The 22,681-nt window shown below is 59.6% G+C and carries 16 protein-coding genes and 1 pseudogene; 11 read left to right on the top strand and 6 right to left on the bottom strand.

Annotated elements, in window-relative coordinates; genetic code table 11:
• Positions 1-593: 593 nt before the first annotated feature.
• The 4 genes from ABH922_RS26035 to ABH922_RS26020 form a co-directional block, all read right to left on the bottom strand.
• Positions 594-1,943 (bottom strand): NAD-dependent succinate-semialdehyde dehydrogenase, encoded by a 1,350-nt coding sequence (locus tag ABH922_RS26035; protein WP_424809927.1) that lies wholly within the window; start codon positions 1,941-1,943, stop codon positions 594-596.
• A gap of 184 nt (positions 1,944-2,127) precedes the next feature.
• Positions 2,128-3,129 (bottom strand): Rieske 2Fe-2S domain-containing protein, encoded by a 1,002-nt coding sequence (locus tag ABH922_RS26030; RefSeq protein WP_424809921.1) that lies wholly within the window; start codon positions 3,127-3,129, stop codon positions 2,128-2,130.
• A 138-nt stretch (positions 3,130-3,267) separates the two neighbouring features.
• Positions 3,268-3,606: a ferredoxin gene (gene fdxA, locus ABH922_RS26025; protein WP_424809926.1), complete on the bottom strand. Its 339-nt coding sequence runs from the start codon at positions 3,604-3,606 to the stop codon at positions 3,268-3,270.
• Complete coding sequence (locus tag ABH922_RS26020) at positions 3,606-4,991, bottom strand: FAD-dependent oxidoreductase (protein WP_424809925.1); 1,386 nt, start codon at positions 4,989-4,991, stop codon at positions 3,606-3,608. Before ABH922_RS26020 ends, fdxA begins: the two co-directional genes overlap by 1 nt.
• Positions 4,992-5,711: 720 nt before the next feature.
• Here ABH922_RS26020 and ABH922_RS26015 point away from each other — a divergent pair.
• The 10 genes and pseudogenes from ABH922_RS26015 (at position 5,712) to ABH922_RS25970 (ending at position 17,341) form a co-directional block, all read left to right on the top strand.
• Complete coding sequence (locus tag ABH922_RS26015; RefSeq protein WP_424809924.1) at positions 5,712-7,280, top strand: ABC transporter substrate-binding protein; 1,569 nt, start codon at positions 5,712-5,714, stop codon at positions 7,278-7,280.
• Between the two features lie 25 nt (positions 7,281-7,305).
• Positions 7,306-8,346: an ABC transporter permease gene (locus tag ABH922_RS26010; RefSeq protein ID WP_424809923.1), complete on the top strand. Its 1,041-nt coding sequence runs from the start codon at positions 7,306-7,308 to the stop codon at positions 8,344-8,346.
• 29 nt (positions 8,347-8,375) lie between these two features.
• Entirely contained in the window at positions 8,376-9,290 is a 915-nt protein-coding gene (locus tag ABH922_RS26005; protein ID WP_424809922.1) for an ABC transporter permease, read from the top strand.
• Positions 9,287-10,237, top strand: a pseudogene (locus tag ABH922_RS26000) (ABC transporter ATP-binding protein); the annotation flags it as partial. The gene ABH922_RS26005 and the pseudogene ABH922_RS26000, both read left to right, overlap by 4 nt.
• A 3-nt stretch (positions 10,238-10,240) precedes the next feature.
• Positions 10,241-11,122, top strand: coding sequence for an ABC transporter ATP-binding protein (locus ABH922_RS25995; RefSeq protein ID WP_424810319.1), 882 nt, complete (start codon positions 10,241-10,243; stop codon positions 11,120-11,122).
• A 168-nt stretch (positions 11,123-11,290) separates the two neighbouring features.
• Positions 11,291-12,292, top strand: a complete 1,002-nt coding sequence (locus tag ABH922_RS25990; RefSeq protein WP_424809921.1) for a Rieske 2Fe-2S domain-containing protein — start codon at positions 11,291-11,293, stop codon at positions 12,290-12,292.
• A gap of 150 nt (positions 12,293-12,442) precedes the next feature.
• Complete coding sequence (locus tag ABH922_RS25985; RefSeq protein ID WP_424809920.1) at positions 12,443-14,185, top strand: PucR family transcriptional regulator; 1,743 nt, start codon at positions 12,443-12,445, stop codon at positions 14,183-14,185.
• A 535-nt stretch (positions 14,186-14,720) separates the two neighbouring features.
• Complete coding sequence (locus ABH922_RS25980; RefSeq protein ID WP_424809919.1) at positions 14,721-15,560, top strand: NAD(P)/FAD-dependent oxidoreductase; 840 nt, start codon at positions 14,721-14,723, stop codon at positions 15,558-15,560.
• A gap of 58 nt (positions 15,561-15,618) precedes the next feature.
• Positions 15,619-16,104, top strand: a complete 486-nt coding sequence (locus ABH922_RS25975; protein ID WP_424810318.1) for an FAD-dependent oxidoreductase — start codon at positions 15,619-15,621, stop codon at positions 16,102-16,104.
• 556 nt (positions 16,105-16,660) lie between these two features.
• On the top strand, positions 16,661-17,341 hold the full coding sequence (locus ABH922_RS25970; RefSeq protein WP_424809918.1) for a TetR/AcrR family transcriptional regulator: 681 nt from the start codon (positions 16,661-16,663) through the stop codon (positions 17,339-17,341).
• Between the two features lie 549 nt (positions 17,342-17,890).
• Here ABH922_RS25970 and ABH922_RS25965 read toward each other — a convergent pair.
• Both ABH922_RS25965 and ABH922_RS25960 read right to left on the bottom strand, forming a co-directional pair.
• Positions 17,891-19,279: an aspartate aminotransferase family protein gene (locus ABH922_RS25965; RefSeq protein WP_424809917.1), complete on the bottom strand. Its 1,389-nt coding sequence runs from the start codon at positions 19,277-19,279 to the stop codon at positions 17,891-17,893.
• A gap of 20 nt (positions 19,280-19,299) precedes the next feature.
• Positions 19,300-20,808, bottom strand: a complete 1,509-nt coding sequence (locus ABH922_RS25960) for a CoA-acylating methylmalonate-semialdehyde dehydrogenase (protein WP_424809916.1) — start codon at positions 20,806-20,808, stop codon at positions 19,300-19,302.
• Between the two features lie 136 nt (positions 20,809-20,944).
• Here ABH922_RS25960 and ABH922_RS25955 point away from each other — a divergent pair, with 136 nt between their 5' ends.
• Positions 20,945-22,561, top strand: coding sequence for a PucR family transcriptional regulator (locus tag ABH922_RS25955; protein ID WP_424809915.1), 1,617 nt, complete (start codon positions 20,945-20,947; stop codon positions 22,559-22,561).
• The last annotated feature ends 120 nt before the right edge of the window (positions 22,562-22,681 follow it).

The raw sequence follows: 22,681 nt of genomic DNA, 5'->3' as shown, positions 1-22,681 counted from the left end.
AGTCTTCCGATGTTCGGGCGAAATCTGTATGCAGCGTGCCGCCCGTATTGCGGAGGCTGACTCGGACGGCACGCTGCGGCAGGACTCATCAAATCCGAGAGTGTCGGTTCGTTGGACCTGATGAGTCGGGCTTATCGGACGTGCTCGGATCAGGCGTGGACGGGAAGCACAGGACGCTGATTTAGTCCCTGAACTTCCCGCTTTCTGGAGGGGCAGCGCAAACCATCGAATGACGTCTCCATCATGGAACTCGCAGTGTTGGCTTTTATCACGGCTCGGGCAGCGCTCGTGCCGTCCGAGCCGTGATGGCTCGCAATAGTGTTCGAGTCGTTACTCATCGCTGGCGATAAGTAACGACTCGAACACTTCGATTGTGTCTCGGCTCGTATGTTGGCCGAGACCCCTTCTTGCCTGCGAGTGCAACGTAGTCGCCACGGAGTATCCGTATCGATTACATCCGGGATATTGGTGTTTTATACAGGTCCCTTGGCCGGAGTCGGTCGCTGAACGAGCAAGCAGTGGCTTCAATTACCTGCTTGGAAAGCGTGACCGAATACGGCAAACAACCCCGGGAGACTGCAAAGTAGTCAGGTCTAGGCGATATACGTCAGTCGCTTGTTCACGAACTCGTCCATGCCGAGTGGGCCCAGTTCACGCCCGAAACCTGAACGCTTCACTCCTCCGAACGGAAGGTCGGCTCCCTCTCCGGCGGTCGTGTTGACGTTCGACATCCCGACGTCGAGGCGAGTCGCGACGCGTTCCGCGCGATCGGTGTCGGTACTGAACACCGAACCTCCGAGTCCGTAGGGGGTGTCGTTGGCGAGGTCGAGTGCTTCCTCATCAGAACTGACCCGGTACACCACCGCTACCGGGCCGAAGAGTTCTTCACGGTAAGCCCGCATGTTCTCGGTGACGCCGCTGAGCACTGCCGGTGAGTAGTAGGCAGCTGGGCCGGAGCCGAGAACGCCACCCGCGTGCAAAGTCGCACCCTTACTCACCGCGTCGTCGACCAGAGCCGACAGTGATTCGGCTGCCGCTCGCGACGACATCGGCGAGAAATTCTCCACTGCCAGGGCTTTGTCAGCCAACTTTGCAACGAAGTCGTCGAAGAGGTCGGACATGACGATCATGCGTTTGTTGGAGTTGCACACCTGGCCGGAGTTGTACATACGGAAACTCCACGCCTTGTCAACCAAGTCGTCGAGATTGTCGGTATCCAGAACAACCATCGGATCCGAGCCTCCGAGTTCGAGGACGCACTTCTTGAGATGCTTGCCGGCGAGTGCGGCAACGATGGATCCTGCCCGTTCAGAGCCGGTAAGGGAGATGCCCTGCACCCTGGGGTCAGCGATGATTGTCTCGAGTTGGGCGTGAGTTGCGAAGACATTCTCGTAGGCGCCGAGTGGCACGCCCGCATCTGAGATGATCTCCGCGATCGCGAGCGCCGAGCGCGGGACCGACGCTGCATGCTTGAGTAGGATGGTGTTACCGAGCATCAGATTCGGAGCTACGAAGCGAGCGACCTGGTAGTAAGGGAAGTTCCACGGCATGATGCCCAGGAGTGGCCCGACTGGCAGCTTCCGTACTACGGCGTGGCCGCCCGACGTCGTCTGGATTTCCTGGTCAGCGGCGAGAGCTGGCCCTTCCGTCGCGTAGTACTCGAAGATCGCCCGGCAGAACTCTATCTCCTCCATGCCCTCTGCAACAGACTTGCCCATCTCCTGAGACATGATCGTGGCCAGGTCGACCGCACGCTCAACGAATAGATCTCCGATTCGGCGCACGACGACCGCGCGGTCGGTGATCGGCATATCCTTCCAGCTGGCGTAGGCCACCGCTGATGCTGTGATGGCCCTCTGAATCTCGGCATCGCTGGTGTGCTCAAACGTCTCGACGACCTCGCCGGTCGACGGGTCAATCACCTGATAGGTCTGGCCGCTCATAGTTGCTATTCCTCACTTAGTTGAAAGATGCGTTGGGGTAGGGGGTGATGGGCTTTTCGGCGGCTGAGTGCCCAGATGCGCCTCATCGACCCACTCGGCGGCGACAGCCCTCATCTGAGGACACGCATAGCGTCGCGGCGTCACGCAGAGGGTGGACGTCGTTTTTTTGTGGGGGTTTTGTGCGTCAGATGAAGCCGTCCATACCGTCGATCTTGTTCATCATGCGCCGGTATGCCATACCCGTTGCGTCTGGGACCTTGATGTGCAACTCTTCACGCAGATCGAGAGGGACCCGTTCCGGACGCTGGCTCTCAACGATCAACCGGTCCTGATCAGCGACGAGTTCACCGAGCTGCCCGGCGAACTCACTGTCGTCCATGTCGAGGTGATGGTTACGTCCGACGTGCATGTACACGATGCAACTCTTGTCGTCGAGAGGGGTGTGGAGTTGGCTGACGACAGTCACTCCGTCTTCGGTGACGCTTCGTGCGTCCCACTCGAGCGACTGGTCGAGAGAGCCGACCAGATGCTTGGTGATGAACATCGTGAACGGCGAGTGGAAGACGTATTCGCGCTGCACGACCGAGTCGTTGTATGTGTACGACATGTTGAAACCGTCGATCTTGACGTCAAACGGTGTGATGACCTCGTCGATGAGCTCGAGGTAGCCAGCGTGGGCGTGGTTGAAGTGCGAGAAGTCCAGAGCACCCTCGCAAGCACGACCGGCGGATCCGTGCCACACCTTCTTGTGGGCCAGGTAGGTGCGGAATCCGGGGTCGTCGTAGCTGTCGAGCGGCCACTGGGGGATCGGCTCGACCGGATCCTCGAGTGCGACCCATACCAGTCCGTAGCGTTCCTGGGCTCGATAGGTGAGGGTTTTTGCCTTACGCGGAATCGTCGTTCCCTCGGGCAACGACGGAATTCGCGCACAAGCGCCCGTCCGGTCGTACTGCCACCCGTGGTAGGCGCAGGTGATCCGGCCGTCGTTGACGCTACCCAACGAGAGTGCAGCACCGCGGTGGATGCACAGGTCGTTCATCACGACCACTCCGTCGGCGTCACGGTAGGCGACGAGTTGTTCTCCCAGCAGCTTGAAGGGTCGGGGCTGGTCGATCACTTCGTCGGAGGTACCGATCGGGTGCCAGAAGTTGGTCAACTTCGGCCGGGGCATGGTTTCTACGTCCATAATCTTTCCTTCGGTGATGCTGTCAGACTGATTCACAGGGATCCCTAGGACACTTCAGAGACCCCCAAAGTCGATAAGCGACCCTGCACAAAGCGAATCTGGTTGCGCGGCCGCTTTGGTCGGCCCGGAAGTTGAGACTCAGCGGGTGGGGAGCGCCGCGACGTGGCTGGTGTCGATTCCGATCGGGCCGATGTTCATTGCCCCTCCGGGGCTTCCCAATGGCTCGTCCCGACCGGGCAAGGTCAAGACGAAAAAGTCACGATTACTCTCGGCAGAGGATGCGAATTCGTCGGGTAGGTCGGTCTCGAGGTACACAGCTCCGACCGGGCAAGCCGCCTCGCAGGCACCGCATTCGATGCACTCGTCGGGGTTTATGTACAAGGCGCGGGCACCTTGGTAGATGCAGTCGACCGGGCACTGTGTCATGCAGCTGCGGTCCATCACATCCGTGCACGCCTCGGTGATCACGTAGGGCATCAGCTTGTCTCCTCGATTGTGGTGGCCTGAGATGCTTCGGCACCGAGTGCACGCAGGCGAGGCCAGTCGGTGATCTTGCTCCTGGTTCGGCCTTCGCTCGCGCCGAGTTCGAGCTCTGCGCGTTCGATTACTTCCCAACCTGAGTAGGGGACGACATCCACTCCTCGGTGCCGGAGCAGTTCGTCGACCGCGGATCGATCTGGATCCGGACGGCGCAGTCTCCCGGCCGCGTGGTCGTCGAGGAGGCTTTGAACGGTCTCTTGCGCGTCGACCTTGTTGGTTCCTATGACCCCACTCGGGCCACGCTTGAGCCAACCGGCTACGTATTCACGGGCGCCTTGCTCGCTCTGATCGCTCACCCGACCAGCTGTGTTCGAGACAACTCCGCGAGAATCGTCGAAAGGCAAACCGGCGATCCCGTTGCTGCGATAGCCGACGGCGCGAACCACCAGGCCTGCGGGAATGGTCGTGAACTCGCCGGTGGCCTGGGTCCGGCCGTCCGCAGTGACCACGGTGCGTTCTACCCGGACTGCCTCGACCCGATCCTGACCTATGATCTCTACCGGGGCGGCGTAGAACCGCAACGTAACGCCACGGGTCGCTTCGGCCGGCGTTGGCCGGGTGGCCCACTCGCCGAACAATTTCAGATTTGCCGCGACCCGCCGGTCCGACTCGTCAAGCGAAGCGGGCTCGTAGTGTGCGGGGTCAACAGTGACAGTGAGTTCGGAGATCGCGCCTAGCTCGCGTAGTTCCTTCGTGGCGAACTTGGCGTCGGCAGGGCCTCGACGGGCCAGCACGTGGACACGCTGGGTGGCGTTGGTCTGAAGCCGGTCGAGTACCGCGCGTGGCATATCGGTACACGCGAGGTCTGCGTAGGGGCGAGTAAGTACCCGTGCGATGTCCAGTGCGACGTTGCCTGCGCCGACGACGACGACGTCGCTGTTCTCCAAGCTGTGGTCGGTGGTGGCGTCGGGATGGCCGTTGTACCAGGCGACGAACTCGGCCGCGGAGACACTGCCGGGCAAATTCTCTCCAGGGATGCCCAGGCGTCGGTCCGAGGGAGCACCGGTCGCGTAGATGACTGCGTCGTATCGTGCGATGAGGTCGCTGCGGGTGAGGTCAGTTCCGATCTCGACATTACCGAGGAATCGAACCCCTGGCTTCTGCAGGACGCTTGCCAATATGGACACTACCGATTTGATAGTGGGGTGATCCGGTGCGACACCGTAGCGCACCAGGCCGAACGGCGTTGGTAGACGGTCCAACACGTCGACCTGCACCGGCGCACCCTCGTAGCGCATCAGTGCCTCGGCGGCGAAAATGCCGGCTGGCCCTGCGCCGATGACCGCGACCCTCAACGAGTCTTGGTCTCCTCTGTACGGCATGTGTTCTGCTCCGTCCTCAGCAGGTCCCCAAAAGTGGCTGCCGGCGTTGTGCGAGTGGTGTACCCATCGGCTACCTGATGGACGTACGCGGCGCCGACGATGACCTATCAGCACCTTCCACAGTCGCCTTCACAGTGCCGACCATCACATCTTGCGCGTGCAATTGCAGGCCCGGAACCTCACACTTTGTCCAGTGTCGAAGGACTTTTAGGCAAAGTGTCGTTTGCCTGTCAGCACATTGCTCCCAAGGATGGAGTAAATCTACGCACCATCATGCCGAGGGTGATGAATTCATCGACTTGGCGATTGAACTTGCGGGAGCGCAGCATGTGGATCTCTCCACATGCTGCTGGCATACAGCCCTGGCAGGCGTGAGAATCGAGGCAGTACGGCCCTCTGGGTGACCGCAACGAGGCGCGCGTCTGCGCGAGAAACTTGACAACGGCCACCGATTGAGACCAAAATCACCGTTTTAAACGGCCATTCAAGTCCCGCGATTGTGAGCGGTTCCATGAACAGTATGCGGCACATGCCCACAAGCTCGCTGGCATTGATCAGCCGATCAGGTCCGGTTCTTTGTCAGTCGGGAAGCGATATGGCGTCCAGGCACATCGGGAACATTCGAGGGCTGCAACGCCCTCTGCCCGAGGGTTGGGTCAGCACTGGACCTCGTGGGAATCACCGGCACGGACCGGATCAATCAACTTTTGAAGGAGCACAATGACCACCATCACTCGCCGTGCGCTGATCACGAACGCCGGCAAGGGTGCCTTGGCTTTGGGTGCATTCGGGTTACTCGGGGCTTGTGCCACCTCTCCGAGCAACCCGAGTGCAGCCTCCTCCGGCGGCCCTCCCATCCACGGGGGAACTCTCCGGGCTGCCTTGACAGGAGGTTCCGTCTCCGACAGTTGCGATCCGAACAGACTTGTCAGCAACCCCGACTGGTGCCGCGCCACGAACATGTACGAGAGCCTCGTGTGGATGGATGCGAATGCGCAGGTCTACAACCGACTCGCCGAAGATATGTGGCCAAACGAGGATGCGACCGTCTGGACGATCCGTCTCCGGTCGGGAATCACCTTCCACAACGGCAAGAGCCTCGCAGCCGACGACCTGATCTTCTCCATCAACCGCATCGTGAACCCTGCCTCTCCCGGTGATGCATCCACCGCCTTGGTCGGCATCATCCCCGATGAGATCAAGAAGCTCGACGATCTGACTATCAGCGTCCCGTTCGACAGGCCGTACTCGACCCTTCGGGAGAGCCTGGCCACCAATGTCACCGTATACGTGATTCCGGTTGGTTTCGATCCCAAAAAGCCAATCGGGACAGGACCTTTCAAACTCGAGAGCTTCACCCCCGGCCGGCAAACAGTGATGACCCGGAACGAAAACTACTGGAACTCACCGTTCCCGTACCTCGATAAGATAATCATCACCGACTATCCCGATGAGACCAGCCAGGTCAACGCGCTGCTGTCCAACCAAGCAGACGTTGTCAACCTCCTTTCCCAAGCGACTCTCCGGGCCGTCACCGGCGCGGGAAGACAGGTGCTGATCTCCGAGGGCGGAGGGTGGAACCCGTTCACGATGCGCGTCGACACGGCGCCGTTCGACGATGTTCGGGTGCGCCAGGCCTTCCGCCTGGCGGTCGACCGTCAAGCCATGTTGGACACCGTGTTCGGTGGCTACGGCACCATCGGCAACGACATCTTCGGCATCTGGTCCCCCGACTACGACCGCAGCATCCCCCAACGTGAGCACGACCCCGACCAGGCGAAGTGGCTCCTCAAGCAAGCCGGCCGCTCGGACCTGACGACCACGCTGGTCACCGGCGACATCGCACAGGGCTCACGCAACATGGCCCAATTGTTCGCGCAACAAGCCGGGGACATCGGAGTGAACGTCAAGCTGCGCAACGTCACCGTCACCGACTTCTACGGTCCGAGCTATAAGGAATGGGTTTTCGCCCAAGACTATTGGTACTACAAGCCGTACTTGACGCAGGTGAGCCAGGCGACTCTCCCGAGCTCGCACTACAACGAAACCCATTTCGACAACCCGAGGTACAACGACCTCTACAAGCAGGCGCTGGCAACCCTCGACGTCGGACTCCGCGGGGAAATCGCCCACGAGATGCAAATGATCGACTACACCGAGGGCGGCTACATCATCCCGTTCTTCCCGCCAGTGTTCGACGGTCTTGCGTCCAACGTTCACGGGGCAGTCGAGTCGAAGACCGGCGGCTCCTTCAACAACTGGGACTTCGCACACTTCTGGAAGTCGTAATGAACACTCCTGAGAGGCAGTGTCGATGAGCATCTCCACAACTACCGAGCCAGCGGCCACCACGCCGGATGCAGGTCCGAGCTCGAGCCGTGCTCCCTACCGTCGCCGACACCCGATCGCCTGGATGATCCTGGTCCGAACTGCCCTTGGGCTGATCACCATCTTCGCGGTCTCTGTCGTGATCTTTTTGGCCACGAAGGCGCTTCCTGGCAATGCGGCCTATGCGGTGCTCGGCCAGTCCGCCACACCAGAGCGCGTGGCGGCGCTCGAACGCGAGATGGACTTGAACCACCCGATGATCGGTCAGTACGTCAGTTGGGTTGGTGGAGTCCTCCATGGTGACTTCGGCACGTCGCTCTCCAACGGGCAGCCAGTCTCCACGCTGGTCGCATCGCGACTCGGAAACTCGGCCGCGCTGGTGGTCGTCGCTGGAGTGGTCGGTACCCTGTTCGCCTCAGCTCTTGGACTCATCGCCGCAGCGCGTCGCGACTCGTGGTTCGACCACATCCTCTCGGTAATTGCCTTTGTCGTTACAGCACTGCCTGAGTTCGTGGTCGCAATCGCTTTGGTCATCGTGTTCTCGGTCAACGTGTTCCACTGGTTCCCTGCGGTGTCTGCGATTCCGCCCGGGGATTCCCCGTTCAGCAATGTGAGCATGCTGGTGCTGCCGGTGGCGACATTGACGCTCGTGCTCTTCCCCTACATCTTCCGGATGGTACGAGGTGCGATGATCGAAGCGATCGAGAGCGACTATGCCGAGATGGCGGAACTCAAGGGCATTCCTCGTTGGCGAATTCTGTTGGTCCATGCGTTCCCGAACTCTCTTCCCTCGGTAATCCAAGTGATCGGACTGAACCTCCTCTACTTGGCGGGCGGGATCGTGGTCGTCGAGTACGTATTCAACTACCCGGGTATCGGAGCGCTGCTGGTCGATGCAGTTTCCAACCGCGACATCCCGACAATCCAGTTCATTGTCCTATTACTAGCTGTGTTCTACGTCTTCGTGAACATTGCAACCGACCTGGTGGCACTGCTCGCGAGCCCCCGCAGCAGGGCAGTCCGGTGAGCACGCACGCGAAGAAAGGTGGCAGCGCGATGATGTCAAGCACGACTCGAGTCTTCCGTCCGGAATGGCTGGTGATTGTCGGACGCGCGGCACGGAGTCGACGAGGCGCGATCGGCTTGACTATCGCAGGCATCGTGTTCCTGATTGCGTTCGTGGGTCCGTGGGTGGCCCCGTACTCGCCGATTACGACGGTGACCGAGGCCTTTGCCTCTCCGTCGTGGGCACACCCACTCGGCGCTGACGGGCTCGGCCGAGACGTCTTCAGCCGCGTTCTGGCTGGCGGTTGGAAGCTTCTTATCATCGCCGGCGCTGCGACCACATTCGGTATGGCACTCGGAGTCGCCTTAGGCGTCACTGCGGCGTACTACGGTCGCGCCACAGATGGCCTGATCATGCGAGTTGTCGACGTATTCTTGGCTTTTCCACAGCTCGTTTTCGGTCTCCTGCTGGTCAGTCTGATTGGCCCAGAGGTCTGGCTGATCGTCGTCGCCGTCGGTATTTCACACGCCGCTCAGGTTGCTCGGGTTATTCGGTCGGTTTCTATTGACGTGTGCGAGCGCAACTTCGTCAAGGCCGTCGAGCTCATGGATGTTCCGACCCCGAAGGTGATTATTGGTGAGGTCATCCCGAATTTGGTCTCGGTGGTGATGGTCGATATCGGCCTTCGGTTCACCTATTCGATCATGATCATCGCGGGATTGAGTTTCCTCGGATTCGGAATCCAACCGCCAGAGGCCAATTGGGGTTTGATGATCGATGAGAATCGAATCGGACTGCTGGTGAACCCCTGGGCAGTGGTTGTTCCGGTTGCGCTAGTTGCGCTGGTCACGATCGGCCTGAGCACGTTCACCGATGCGATTGCACGGGCCTCGCTCGGTGTCAATCGGCCAGCCGAAGAACTTGCCATGACATCGGGCATCGTTCTGGACGACGGCAAATTATGAACTCAAAGGAAAGCATGACTGTTATGACGAGGACCGCAGTTCACGATTCCCAGTGTCTCCTCACGGTTGATCACCTCAGGGTTGTGACTGCCGGGACGAGCAGTGACGTCGTCGACGACGTTTCGTTCACTGTCGCCGCCGGCGAAGTGTTGGGCCTCGTGGGTGAATCCGGTTCTGGCAAGACCACCGTGGCCCATGCGTTGATGGGCTATTCGCGCAGAGGCCTTGAGATCGCGGGGGGGAGCGTGTCCCTCGACGGTCAGGAACTGATCGGACAGCGACCGTCTGTTCTTCGGCGCCTGCGCGGAGAGTCGGTGGCATACGTCGCGCAGGACCCGACCAGCGCGCTCAACCCAGTCCTGAAGATAGGGACTCAGCTTCGCGAGATCTTTGTGGCCCACCCGGACAGTCTCGGTGACACCACAATCGACGACCGAATCGATGAACTCCTTGCCGATGTTCGACTCGACTCCGTCAGCCGAGTTCTCGGGTCCTACCCTCACCAGCTTTCAGGTGGCCAGCAGCAGCGCGTCATGCTTGCAATGGCGTTCGCGTGTCGTCCAAAGCTAATCGTCCTCGACGAACCGACTACTGGGCTTGACGTCACCACTCAACGTCACGTGCTCGACTCGATGCGGCGTCTCTGCCAGACCTACGGTGTGGGCGCAGTGTATGTGAGCCATGATCTCGCTGTGGTGGCCGACATCGCCACCACGATCGGCGTGATGTACGCCGGGCGGCTGATCGAACTGGGGCCAGCTGAACGTGTGTTCCAGGCCCCCGCCCACCCGTACACCCGCGGTCTTCTCCGCGCTATTCCATCGCAGACCAGGGCTCATGTTCTCGAGGGTGTGCCGGGTCAGCCTCCCCGTCCCGGATCTCGACCGAAGGGATGCTTCTTCGGGCCGCGCTGTCACTTCGCTACTGACACCTGTCGTACCGAGTTCCCTGTGGCCGACAAGGTCGGTGACGGGCACTGGACGCGGTGCATCCACGCGCACCACGTGGCGCAGCGGCCTTTGCTCGGCGAGCTACCGCTTCGTGAGCATCTTCCTCTGATCGAAGCCGAGCGGCCCTTGCTACGCATCGAGGCGCTCGATGCCGTTTATGCGGACAAGCCTGTACTGCACAAGGTTTCGATAGACATCCATCCGCGCCGTTGCGTTGCCATCGTTGGGCAGTCAGGTGCCGGAAAGACGACTCTCTCCCGTTGTCTCGTCGGGTTGCACTCAGATTGGTTGGGGACGATCGAATTCGAGGGGGAGGCGATCCCCTCCGATCGTCGCCGTCGCTCGCACGCTGCGGTCCGCTCGATCCAGTACGTGTTCCAGAATCCGTACACGTCGCTCAACCCCCGTAAGACCATTGGCCAGTTAGTGGAGCAGCCACTGCGTCAGTTGTTCGACTTTTCCCGGGACGAGCGTCACCGCCGAGTGGTGGCAGCACTCGAAGATGCAGCACTCAGTGAGAAGTACATGAGCTACTATCCAGACCAATTGTCCGGAGGTGAGCGGCAACGGGTTGCAATCGCTCGCGCTCTCGTGGTCGAGCCGAAACTCCTGGTCTGCGACGAAGCTACCTCGGCGCTCGATGTGTCGGTGCAGGCCGCGATCGTTGAACTGCTGGACAAACTCAAGCGCGACCGCGGACTTACCATCGTGCTGATCACCCACAACCTGGCAATCGTGCGGAGCCTTGCTGACGACGTTGTCATCCTCCGGGACGGAATCGTGGTTGAGCAAGGGCAGCAGGTTCTGGACAACCCACAGACTGATTACGCCGTACAACTGCTCGCCGATACACCGAAGCCTGTCGCTGGCAGCGTCCACTGACTTACGTACGGGCGCATCTAGCCGCCTCTTGCGCGCCCGCACTCGGCAGGGTTAGCATCACGGAATTGAATGACCATTTAAAACCGGCGTTTAAATCGTGTCACGTAGATCTGAAGTGTCCTAGGGATCCCTGTGAATCAGTCTGACAGCATCACCGAAGGAAAGATTATGGACGTAGAAACCATGCCCCGGCCGAAGTTGACCAACTTCTGGCACCCGATCGGTACCTCCGACGAAGTGATCGACCAGCCCCGACCCTTCAAGCTGCTGGGAGAACAACTCGTCGCCTACCGTGACGCCGACGGAGTGGTCGTGATGAACGACCTGTGCATCCACCGCGGTGCTGCACTCTCGTTGGGTAGCGTCAACGACGGCCGGATCACCTGCGCCTACCACGGGTGGCAGTACGACCGGACGGGCGCTTGTGCGCGAATTCCGTCGTTGCCCGAGGGAACGACGATTCCGCGTAAGGCAAAAACCCTCACCTATCGAGCCCAGGAACGCTACGGACTGGTATGGGTCGCACTCGAGGATCCGGTCGAGCCGATCCCCCAGTGGCCGCTCGACAGCTACGACGACCCCGGATTCCGCACCTACCTGGCCCACAAGAAGGTGTGGCACGGATCCGCCGGTCGTGCTTGCGAGGGTGCTCTGGACTTCTCGCACTTCAACCACGCCCACGCTGGCTACCTCGAGCTCATCGACGAGGTCATCACACCGTTTGACGTCAAGATCGACGGTTTCAACATGTCGTACACATACAACGACTCGGTCGTGCAGCGCGAATACGTCTTCCACTCGCCGTTCACGATGTTCATCACCAAGCATCTGGTCGGCTCTCTCGACCAGTCGCTCGAGTGGGACGCACGAAGCGTCACCGAAGACGGAGTGACTGTCGTCAGCCAACTCCACACCCCTCTCGACGACAAGAGTTGCATCGTGTACATGCACGTCGGACGTAACCATCACCTCGACATGGACGACAGTGAGTTCGCCGGGCAGCTCGGTGAACTCGTCGCTGATCAGGACCGGTTGATCGTTGAGAGCCAGCGTCCGGAACGGGTCCCTCTCGATCTGCGTGAAGAGTTGCACATCAAGGTCCCAGACGCAACGGGTATGGCATACCGGCGCATGATGAACAAGATCGACGGTATGGACGGCTTCATCTGACGCACAAAACCCCCACAAAAAAACGAATTACGCTGCGGCAGAAGATAAACGGGTGCCATATAGGTTCGGGCCCTTGAAGTGGTCGAAGTACTCGGCGAGGCCGAGGCCACCCCTTCATTGAACAGACTCGATCGTTCCTGGCCCTGCCTGATGAAGCCAGGCGTTTCCATGATCGGTTGTGCGGGCATGTACCTCGATCGAGCACTATTCAAACGTCGACAGCCGTCCAGAGTCGGTAACCAGTTGGTGCAGCACATCCAGAAACCGTTGAGGATCTGCGGCAGCGACCCTAATGCAGCATTGAGTGATGTTATGTACCCGACGATAGCCGAAATACTCGAAATCCCATCCGTCGCGCGGGGCCTTCCGCGGGTCCGCTCGGGTAGGGCTGCATTGGACACGCGCATACGTTGGGTCCATGTCAACGAGCAGCAGAATCCGGCAGGGAGCCTCTCAGGCGGAGAGTTGATCCTGTCGATAGGGGTTCCGGCGAGCGATCCGACCACGAACCTGGTCGAGTACATCTCGATGCTCAAGTCTGCTGGAGCCGCCGGATTGATGATCGAGATAGGTCAGCACGTGCAGGCTCTGCCGCAGGCGCTGGTTCAGCATGCCCGAGCGATCTCGTTTCCATTGATCGAGTTGCGTCAGAGCGTCCGATTCATCGACGTCACCGAGGCGGTCCACGGAATCATCCTGAACCAACACTATGCGCGCCTCAAATTCACCGAGCGGGTAGCTCAGGTCTTCCGTGGGCTGGCCGTGAGTGGTGCGACAGTGGAGCAAGTTGTTACGGAAGCGGCTGCGCTGCTGACACTTCCGGTCGTACTGGAAGATCTCGGTCACCGCGCCTTGTGTATTGCAGGTGGCAACCCTGAAGAGGTGCTTCGAGATTGGATGTCGAGATCGCGGCAAACTCCCGGAGTCACGAGCGGCGACGGCCCACGGGGCTGGGAAGTGGCACCGATCGGACGTCGACACAATCGGTGGGGCAGGCTGATTGTTGCTGCACGAAAAACGGGTGATGAGCGCGTGGCCATGGTACTTGCTCACGCAAGTGACACTCTAACCCTACTGCGACTAGCCAATTCGCGCAACGCAACTCCCACACAGGACGCGCAGGAGAAAATACTCGCCGACCTGTTCCGTTCGCCGCAAATCCCTGGCGAGAGTCTTCTCACGCGTGCTCGGGCGCTCGGGTTGAACCCTTCAGCAGCCTACGGAGTGCTCATGCTCGCTACATGTCCACAGGACGCGGAGCATCTGATGAGTAGCATCTCCGCCGCTACTCATCGACTAGGACTCGCTGCAGTTGTTGGCAGGGTTACCAATGACCACTTAGCCGTGATCATGCCGAACGTAGCAACGGATGGAAATGACCAACAATCGTTGGAACGGATAGTTGCCGCATTGCCCCCTGAGTTCGTGCGCGCTGTGGGTTGTGCACAATCCGCGAACTTGAATGGTGTCCCGGACGCCCTCGTGGAAGCTGCGTACATATCTGATGTTGTCAACGCGGGCTTATGTTTATCGACTCGCCGTGTATGGAGGTATGGCGACATCGGAATTCGTGGATTGCTCTGGAATCTGAGATCTGACAGTAGGCTCCTGAGCTTCGCGGACGAGCAACTTGCACCCGTTTTGAGGAAGGAATCGGGTGATGATCGCAAGATGCTACTGAAAAGTCTACGCGCTTACATTGATTCCAACGGAGTCATTGCGACGTTCGCCAAGCATCTTGATTTGAGTCGGCAAACGGCGTATGCGCGTGCCGGCAAGCTATCGCGTGTGTTGGGGAAAGACTTGACGGATCCAGTGTGCAGGCTCGACCTGCATGTTGCGCTGATTGCGTTGGATCTGATCGAGAGGGACGTACGCGGCGTGGTCAGCTGAACATTGACCAACGCGAGGTCGACAAATCTGTAGACAAGGCTGCAGAGCCGTCGCGACTCCTCCTGCCTGTGCCTTGGCAGGAGCCTTCGCGGGTTCTGAGGGCCGGCGCCAATCGCTGGACGGAGCCGACGTGCCGGCCGGACAATCCTCTCGAAACGATACGTGCACCGAACTGTGCCGTCAGGTGACAGATCGTTCGGGAATCACCCGATTTCATTCACACTGACGGCTTTCCGAGAGCGCTCGGACGAGGGAGAGTTGGCCATACCTTCGTAACCCGGACGCAGATCGGGTTGTCGCACTTGCCGATGAGGAGCCTCATGCCACACAAGATCGCACGAGCGGGGGAAGGTCTAGCCTTCACCGGGAACACAGCCGGGTGTACGAGCTACGTCGTACCTCTGACAAGAGCTTGGTCGACTTCAGGTGCCTGCTCGGTCCATAGCATAGTACCGAGCAGGGTCGTCCTGCCGCAGTCACTGACGCCAGGTCGCCTTGCAATCGCGCAGGTGCCCGATCTTGCGGGGGAAACCCGATGACACTCCAGAACGGCCGAGTCTCGTACTGGAGATCACGCCCGGAAATACCGCGACCGGTGTTACCGGCAGTCAACGGCGACCTGAGCGTTGACGTTGCCATCGTCGGAGGGGGGCTGACCGGTCTCTGGACGGCCTGGTCACTGGTATGCAATGACCCGAACCTCAAGGTCGCTGTCTTCGAAGCAGAGGACCTAGGCTTCGGAGCTTCAGGACGGCACGGAGGATGGTTGTCTGCCAAACCCGTCGGGATGCGGCCGGTCTTGGCGAGCGGAGTTGCTGGACGCACCGGCGTAATCGCGGCCGACCGCATCCTCGCGCGGTCGATCCACGAAGTGGTCGATGTTCTCGGAGCTGACCAGATCGACGCCAAGCACGGCGGTTGGATGGAGGTCGCTCGAACTCCGAGCGAACTTGCCAGACTCGAGACGTACTTGGCGAAGAGCCGCGCGTGGGACGTGCCCTCCGAAAGACTGCGCTTGCTCAGTGCAGGCGAAGCTCACTCCAGGGTCGCTGTCGATGGTGTTCGGGGAGCGCTCTACTCTCCCGACAACTACCGCGTCGATCCCATCAAGATGCTCTTGAGGCTTGCAGATCTTGCACTCGAAATCGGGGTCGAGATCTACACTGGATCCCGGGTTGACGACGTATCCCCCGGACAATTGCGTGTCAACGGATTTCAGGTCCGCGCGGCGAGGGAGATCGTAATCGCTACCGAGGGCTACTCGCGGTGGGAACGCGGTCAAAGTCGGCAGCTACTTCCGATGAACAGCGCCATGCTCGTCACGGAAAAGCTGACCAAGGACCAGTGGGCGAAAATCGGCTGGGAGGGAGGCTGAAGGACTCGGTGGCGCGAGCCACACCTTCTTCTATGCGCAGCGCACCTCCGACGGGCGTATCGCGATCGGTGGGCGTGGGAGGCCGTATCGATTCGCCTCTGGCTTCGATCGAGATGGCCAGGTTGACCCGGCGACCGTGCAGGCACTTACCGACGCGCTGTCAGACCTTTTCCCCCAGATCAATGTAAATCCAGTCCATGCCTGGTGCGGAGTGCTTGGGGTAACCAGAGACTGGTCGCCATTCATTGATCGACGAACGACAGTTGGTGTGACTCGGGTCGGCGGCTACGCGGGCCAAGGGCTTACCGCCTCGTACGTTACCGGACGCACGGTCGCCGACCTGGTCACTCAGAAGCACTCGGAGTTGACCTCGCTGTCATGGGTTCGGCCGGCTCCGCGTCGATGGGAGCCTGAACCGCTTCGGTGGTTGGGAGCGAACGGGCTCTACAAGGCATACGCGCTCGCAGATCACATCGAGGGGCGGTCCGGTAGTGCTCAAACGGCCTGGCCAGCGCGAGTCGCCAATGTGATCGCTGGCCGCTGACGGACCGTGTGTCCAGATTGCTCCGAGCCGTTGTCGATCTGCACCTCAAGTAGCACGACAACGGCTCGGAACCAATCGACTCGACACTGTGCTGTACTGGACTTCACCCCCGGGCTCGCTGTCGAACCAGCAGATGATGAGATGCGTAGCAGGTGCCGCTGCGGTTCGCCTACGCTCGTCAGAGCCCGTGGGGGCTTGACATGCCACATGGAACTGGATAAAACCACACTTGAATGGCGGTTTTAAATCATCAGTGCGGAGGGTTGTCTTGAACATGGCGGGAAATGGATCAGCGGTCATCCGCCGGGGGGAAGCTGATACCTGTCGATCGGTGGGTGTGGACGTTCCTCGAGGAATATCGGCTCCGAAGCAGACGAGCCGACGTCAATGCACGGTGGGCACGACTGTCGGGACAACCTATTCGTCAGACGCAGTCGTACCCGCAATGAGGACCGTGCGCACTCTCATCGAAACCCAGCGATCCGCAGGACATGCTCAGCATGAGCCCGCTGCCGCCTGAATGGACGACACGACACCGGTCCGGCCGGGAGCTAAGTTGCGTCGCCCCCAGATCCTCGCGAGCGCCGTCGAGGTACTGCGCGAACGCGGCCTGTGGAGCGTCCGAGTACAAGACGTGGCTGAGCGAGCGGGAACCAGCGCTGCGGGTGTCATCTACTACTTCGGCACCAAGCATGCTTTGTTCAGAGCGGCGATCAATTTTGCCGAAGACGCGTACTACGACACTGTCGGTCCTGAACTCGGTGCGCTCGAGACAGGGGTCGAACGCATGGCCTGGTTGGTGGTGCGTTCGAGCGAAAGCGAATGGATTCTGTGGATGGACCTGTGGGTGTATGCCCGCCGACATCCCGATATGCTCCCGACACACCGCGAGTTCAACGATCGCTGGATCGCCACTGTCACGGAGGTGGTGCGGCACGGGCAGCTCAATGGAGAGTTTGCCGGCGCATCCGCCGACGCCGTTGCTGAACGGCTTGCCGCGCTGATGGCTGGGATGGCTATCCAGATGGTCAATGAAGCTCCAGGGTGGACTTCCGAGTACTACATAGAAATGGCGCTGGCCAGTGCAGCCGCTGAACTGGACTGCGACCTGCAGACACTCACTGACGAAGCCCGCGCGGTTCCGCGAGCATGGTCCAGGGCTCGAGGTCAGGCTCTAACCGTGTCGGATCCGATGAGCATGTGTTCTGACGGCGGAGGGGCGACTCCTCGTAAGTGAATGCCACGGTTCGATGCCAACTCAGGAAGAGAAAGCAGCGCGTGTACAGTCCTGATGTTTCCAACGGGCGCAGATGGTGGAATTCAATTTGTCGGAGACAGCACGCCTCTGACAATCAGGAACGCGTCAAGTTGACTTTGAAAACTGGTCAGCGCAGTGCTGCTCGTGCGCAACTGGGCCGGGAGCAACGCGTGGCGTGTGTGCTGGAAAGAGTGCGGGGGACCACCCGACTCGCCGAATCCCGATATCCGGATCCGTTGTGGCTCATGGTATTACGGAAATAGTTACTCGGGTCGACAGCCAGTTTATGATCGTCGATCCTATCGGTGGTGTGGTGCTTGCCGAACATGCACTGTCGAGCAACAGTTTTGCGCACTCGGAGTCAGTGCACAACGGTCTTCTATTGGTGCCGAAGCATTCGGAACACCCGACTGCCGTACGATCTCATTTCGATTCTCTTCGTTGAGATATCAGGAATTTTTGTCTGAAGTTGCACGAATGGAAGGAGCCCTCCCTGCGGGCGCCATTGACCACAGGGAGGACAGTTTCTCAGCGAGACATGTGCGAGTCTGCGACGTCGAGCGCCGCGTCGAGAATTGCCAGCCCTTCACGAGCTTCCGCTGGGGTAACCGTGCAGGGCGGTACCGCGTGGATGCGATTGAAGTTCGCGAACGGTAGAAGACCGCCTGCCTTCGCAGCAGCGATAGTTTCGTTCATTGCAGTACTTGACGTACCATACGGGGCGAGCGGTTCACGGGTTTCGCGGTCAGAGACCAGTTCGATCGCCCAGAACACTCCGACCCCGCGAACTTCGCCGATCGACGGATGTCGCTGAGCGAGTTCCCGCAATCCTGGCCCGAGAACTTCAGCACCGATGCGCGCTGCGTTTTCGATTATGCCCTCGTCCTCCATCGCGCTGATCGTTGCCACTGCGGCCGCAGTCGCCAATGGATGACCGGAATAGGTCAGGCCGCCGGGGTAGGGCCGGTCAGCGAACGTCGCAGCAATTTTGTCGCTAATTGCGATACCGCCGAGCGGAACGTACCCGGAGTTGACGCCTTTCGCGAAGGTGATCAAGTCGGGGACTACATCGAAGTGATCTATCGCGAACCATTTCCCGGTGCGACCGAATCCTGCCATTACCTCGTCAGCGATGAGGATGATGCCGTACCGGTCACAGATTTCGCGAACACCGGCCATGTAGCCGGCCGGTGGAACCATGATCCCTGCAGTTCCTGGCACCGATTCGAGAACGATCGCCGCGATCGTACTCGGACCCTCGAGACGGATCAGCTGATCAAGAGATGCGAGAGCGCGTTCGGCTTCCTGATGCTCGTCCTCTGCGTGGAACTGAGACCGATACAGAAATGGGCCGTGAAAATGGACGATGCCACTGTTTCCGTAGTCGTTTGGCCAGCGCCGGGGATCTCCGGTGAGATTGATCGCGGTATCAGTTCCGCCGTGATAAGAGCGGTATCGAGAGAGGACCTTGTAACGGCCTGTATGTAGACGCGCCATTCGTACGGCATGCTCGTTGGCGTCAGCGCCGCCGTTGGTGAAGAACACTCTGTTCAAATCACCAGGGGTCCGCTCTGCAATGAGCCGAGCGGCCTCCGAGCGAGCATCGTTCACATATTGCGGTGCGATGGTACACAGCTTTGACGCTTGATTTTGAATAGCCGCGATCACCGTCGGGTGTTGGTGCCCGATGTTGGTGTTGACCAGCTGGGAGGAGAAATCGAGCAAGCACCTCCCGGCACCGTCCCACACGTACGAACCTTCTGCAGCCAGAATGGTCATCGGAGTGAGCTGTGCCTGTGCAGACCACGAATGAAATATGTGAGCCCGATCCAACTCATACGCCCGCTCACCTTGTACGCGGGCGTCGTCAAACAATTGGCCACTGGGAAGTGCTCTGGGGGCAACTGAAGATGTCATGATCCGAATGTCCTTCCTGCTCAGTTGTTCTGCGGGAAGCCGAGGTTGATGCCGCCATGGCTAGGATCAAGCCAGCGGCTGGTGACGACCTTTCCTCGGGTGAAGAAGTGGACACCTTCGATGCCGTGGGCGTGGGTATCGCCGAAGAGTGAAGACTTCCAACCGCCGAACGAGTAGTAGGCCGTGGGCACTGGGATCGGAACGTTGATGCCGATCATGCCGACCTCCACCTCGTTCTGGAATCGTCGTGCGGCGCCGCCGTCATTGGTGAAGATCGCAGTACCGTTTCCGAACGGGCCAGCGTTGATGAGGTCAAGTGCCTCTTCGTAGGAATCGACTCGAAGAACAGAGAGGACGGGGCCAAAGATCTCGTCGGTGTACACCGACATGTCGGTGGTCACGTTGTCGATCAGAGTCGGGCCGAGCCAGAAACCGTTTGCTTCGCCATCGGGTTGTACGGTGCGTCCGTCTACCACGATTGTTACGCCGTCACGTTCGCCCGCGTCGACATACGAAGCAACCTTGTCTCGATGCGCCTTCGTCACGAGTGGACCCATGTCGGAATCACGCGTTCCATCACCAGTTTTGAGAGTCAGTGTGCGTTCTTTGATCTTCTGCACGAGCTCGTCGGCGATGTTGCCAACTGCGACAATCACGGATATTGCCATGCAACGTTCACCAGCTGATCCGAAGCCGGCGTTCACCATTGCATCTGCCGCGAGATCCAGATCGGCATCCGGCAGCACAATTGCATGATTCTTCGCGCCACCAAGCGCCTGAACACGCTTGCCATGAGCAGTGCCGGTCGCATACACGTACTCGGCGATGGGGGTCGAACCGACGAAACTGACAGCCTTGACCGCAGGATTTGTCAACAGTTCGTCAACGGCAGTCTTGTCGCCCTGAAGAACGTTGAAGACTCCCGCAGGCAATCCGGCCTCGGCCCACAGTTCTGCGACCCAGATTGCAGCAGACGGGTTCTTCTCCGATGGCTTCAGCACCACGGTGTTGCCCGCAGCTATCGCGATCGGGAAGAACCACATCGGGACCATCGCAGGAAAGTTGAAAGGTGAGATGATCGCGACAGGTCCGAGTGGCTGCCGAACCGAATGAACATCGACATTCGTTGAAGCATTTTCTGTCGTACCACCCTTGAGGAGATGCGCAATTCCACAAGCAAACTCAACTACTTCTTGACCACGAGAGACCTCGCCGAGTGCATCGGAAACTACCTTGCCGTGCTCAGAAGTGATGATTTCTGCAAGCTCGAGCTTGCGCTCGTTGAGCAGTTCGCGGAACTTGAACAGAATCGTTGTTCTCTTGGCGAGTGAAGCATCCCGCCATGCCGGGAACGCCGCCGCGGCAGCATTGATCACCTGGCGTGACTCCTCGACATTTGCCAACGCCACGTGTCCGGTGATCACACCGCTCGCCGGATTCGTCACAGGCGAAGTGGTTCCACCAGCTCCCACGAACGGCTTGTTATCGACCCAGTGTGGAATCGTCCGAATCTCTTCGACCTCGGGCATATTGGGATCCCTTCATCAATTGTTACGCGTGGAACTGCACGCTCGAGTAGTGCGACACACTCACTCTGCTTCGGAAAGACAGCAAACACCCGCTACGGAATGTAAAACTGTTGAACGGCTTCTTTACACTAAGTAGATGCAGCCGACGATTGCGGAAATCCTCGCACTTCCAATTGTTCAAGCCGGACGGCCAGAAGTTGTCGGAGGTGGAACACTGGACAAGTCTGTTCGGTGGGTTCACGTCAGCGACCTTGAGGATCTGTCCGACTTGCTTTCCGGAGGAGAATTGGTCCTCACGACAGGTCTACCACTCGCAGACAACCCGCTCCGATACCTCAACGGGATCGCCGAAGCTGGGGCTGTCGGGATCATTGTGGAACTACACAATCATGTCAAGAGTCTCCCACGACGGATTGGCAGGGAGGCCGACAGACTGCAGTTACCGCTAGTCGCGCTGCACCGAAAGATACGGTTCGTGGAACTCACCGAGGAGGTGCACCGGTCGATCGTCGCAGAGCAGTACAGCGAAGTCACGTTCGCTCGGAGCATTCACGAAATCTTCACTTCCTTGAGCATGCACCGCGCAACCCTCGCCGAGATCATAGAAGCGGCTGCCGACATGCTGAACACCCCTCTCGCTCTCGAAGACCTCAATCGCCAAGTTCTCGCTTTCGCACCCAAAGGGCATCCCGCAGTGACACTTCTCGCCGATTGGGAACGTCGATCGCGCTTGACACCCGTAACACAAACCACGACAGTCGGGGGGCCCCAGTCCTGGTTGACCACTCCAGTAGGGCCGCCGCGGCAGGAGTGGGGCAGGCTCGTCGCACCGGTGCAAGTGGAATCTGCAGAACGCGCGCAAATGACGCTAGAACGCGCCGCGCAAGCGCTCGCGCTTCATCAAATGATCGAACAGAACCGTAGCGCCCTCGAACAGCAAGCGCAAAGTGGGCTGCTGAACGAGCTTCGTCGGGGACGACTCTCCAACGAATCCGACGCAATCGCACGCGCGAAGGCTCTTGGCCTGAATCCCGGGTTGAGTTACCTTCCGATAACCATCCGCATAGAGGAAAGCAGTGGTACCGACCATGCTCTCGCTCAACGCCAAGTACTCGTTTTCGACGCTATTCGGCATGCGGTCCGCACTGCTCGGCAAACCGCGCTAGTCGCAACCCCACACACCGACCGGTTCGATCTACTACTCCCACAGCCAACGACGATGTCCGACAGTGCTGTACTACACGCAGTCAGCTCGGAAATCCGCTCAGCTCTTGCTCGTATCGACGGAATCCGAGGGTGCGCGGTCGGGGTCGGGCCCGAATCGACCAGAATTGTTGAGGCGGCCCGTGGCCTGGACGAAGCCGCGCACATCGCCGGCGTCGCACTTGCGATGCCGCCATCAGGAAGAATATTCCACCGAAACAGAGATATTCGACTCAGAGGACTCTTGGCACTGATCCGAACCGATCCGCGTGTCCAAGCTTTCGCCGAAGCCGAGCTTCACGGACTACTCGAACACCGAGCACGAAGTAACGACGGAGCATACGAACTTCTCCGAAATTTCCTCGAACTCGGCGGCAACAAAACAGAACTCGCCAAGTCTCTCAACATTTCTAGGCCCACCTTGTACACCCGACTTGCAATGATCGAGCGACTCCTAGGACTTTCGCTCGACGACCCGGAATCGCGCACCTCTCTGCACACCGCGGTACTTATCGCCGACAGCGCGTCGAAATCCACTACCCGGGTGTGACTATCGGGCGTTGAAGCCGCCAACGAGTCCGAGGCATTTCTCCGCGATGTTCTCCAGTTGAATATGTCAATCTCATTCAGGTCCAGTGGGGCGGCTTGATCCGGACCCACCTTGCGGATG

Source organism: Rhodococcus sp. 27YEA15 (assembly GCF_049739425.1).
Classification (GTDB): Bacteria; Actinomycetota; Actinomycetes; order Mycobacteriales; family Mycobacteriaceae; genus Rhodococcus_F.
The sequence above is the reverse complement of the archived record's forward strand: the minus strand, read 5'-3'. Positions and strand labels throughout refer to the sequence as shown.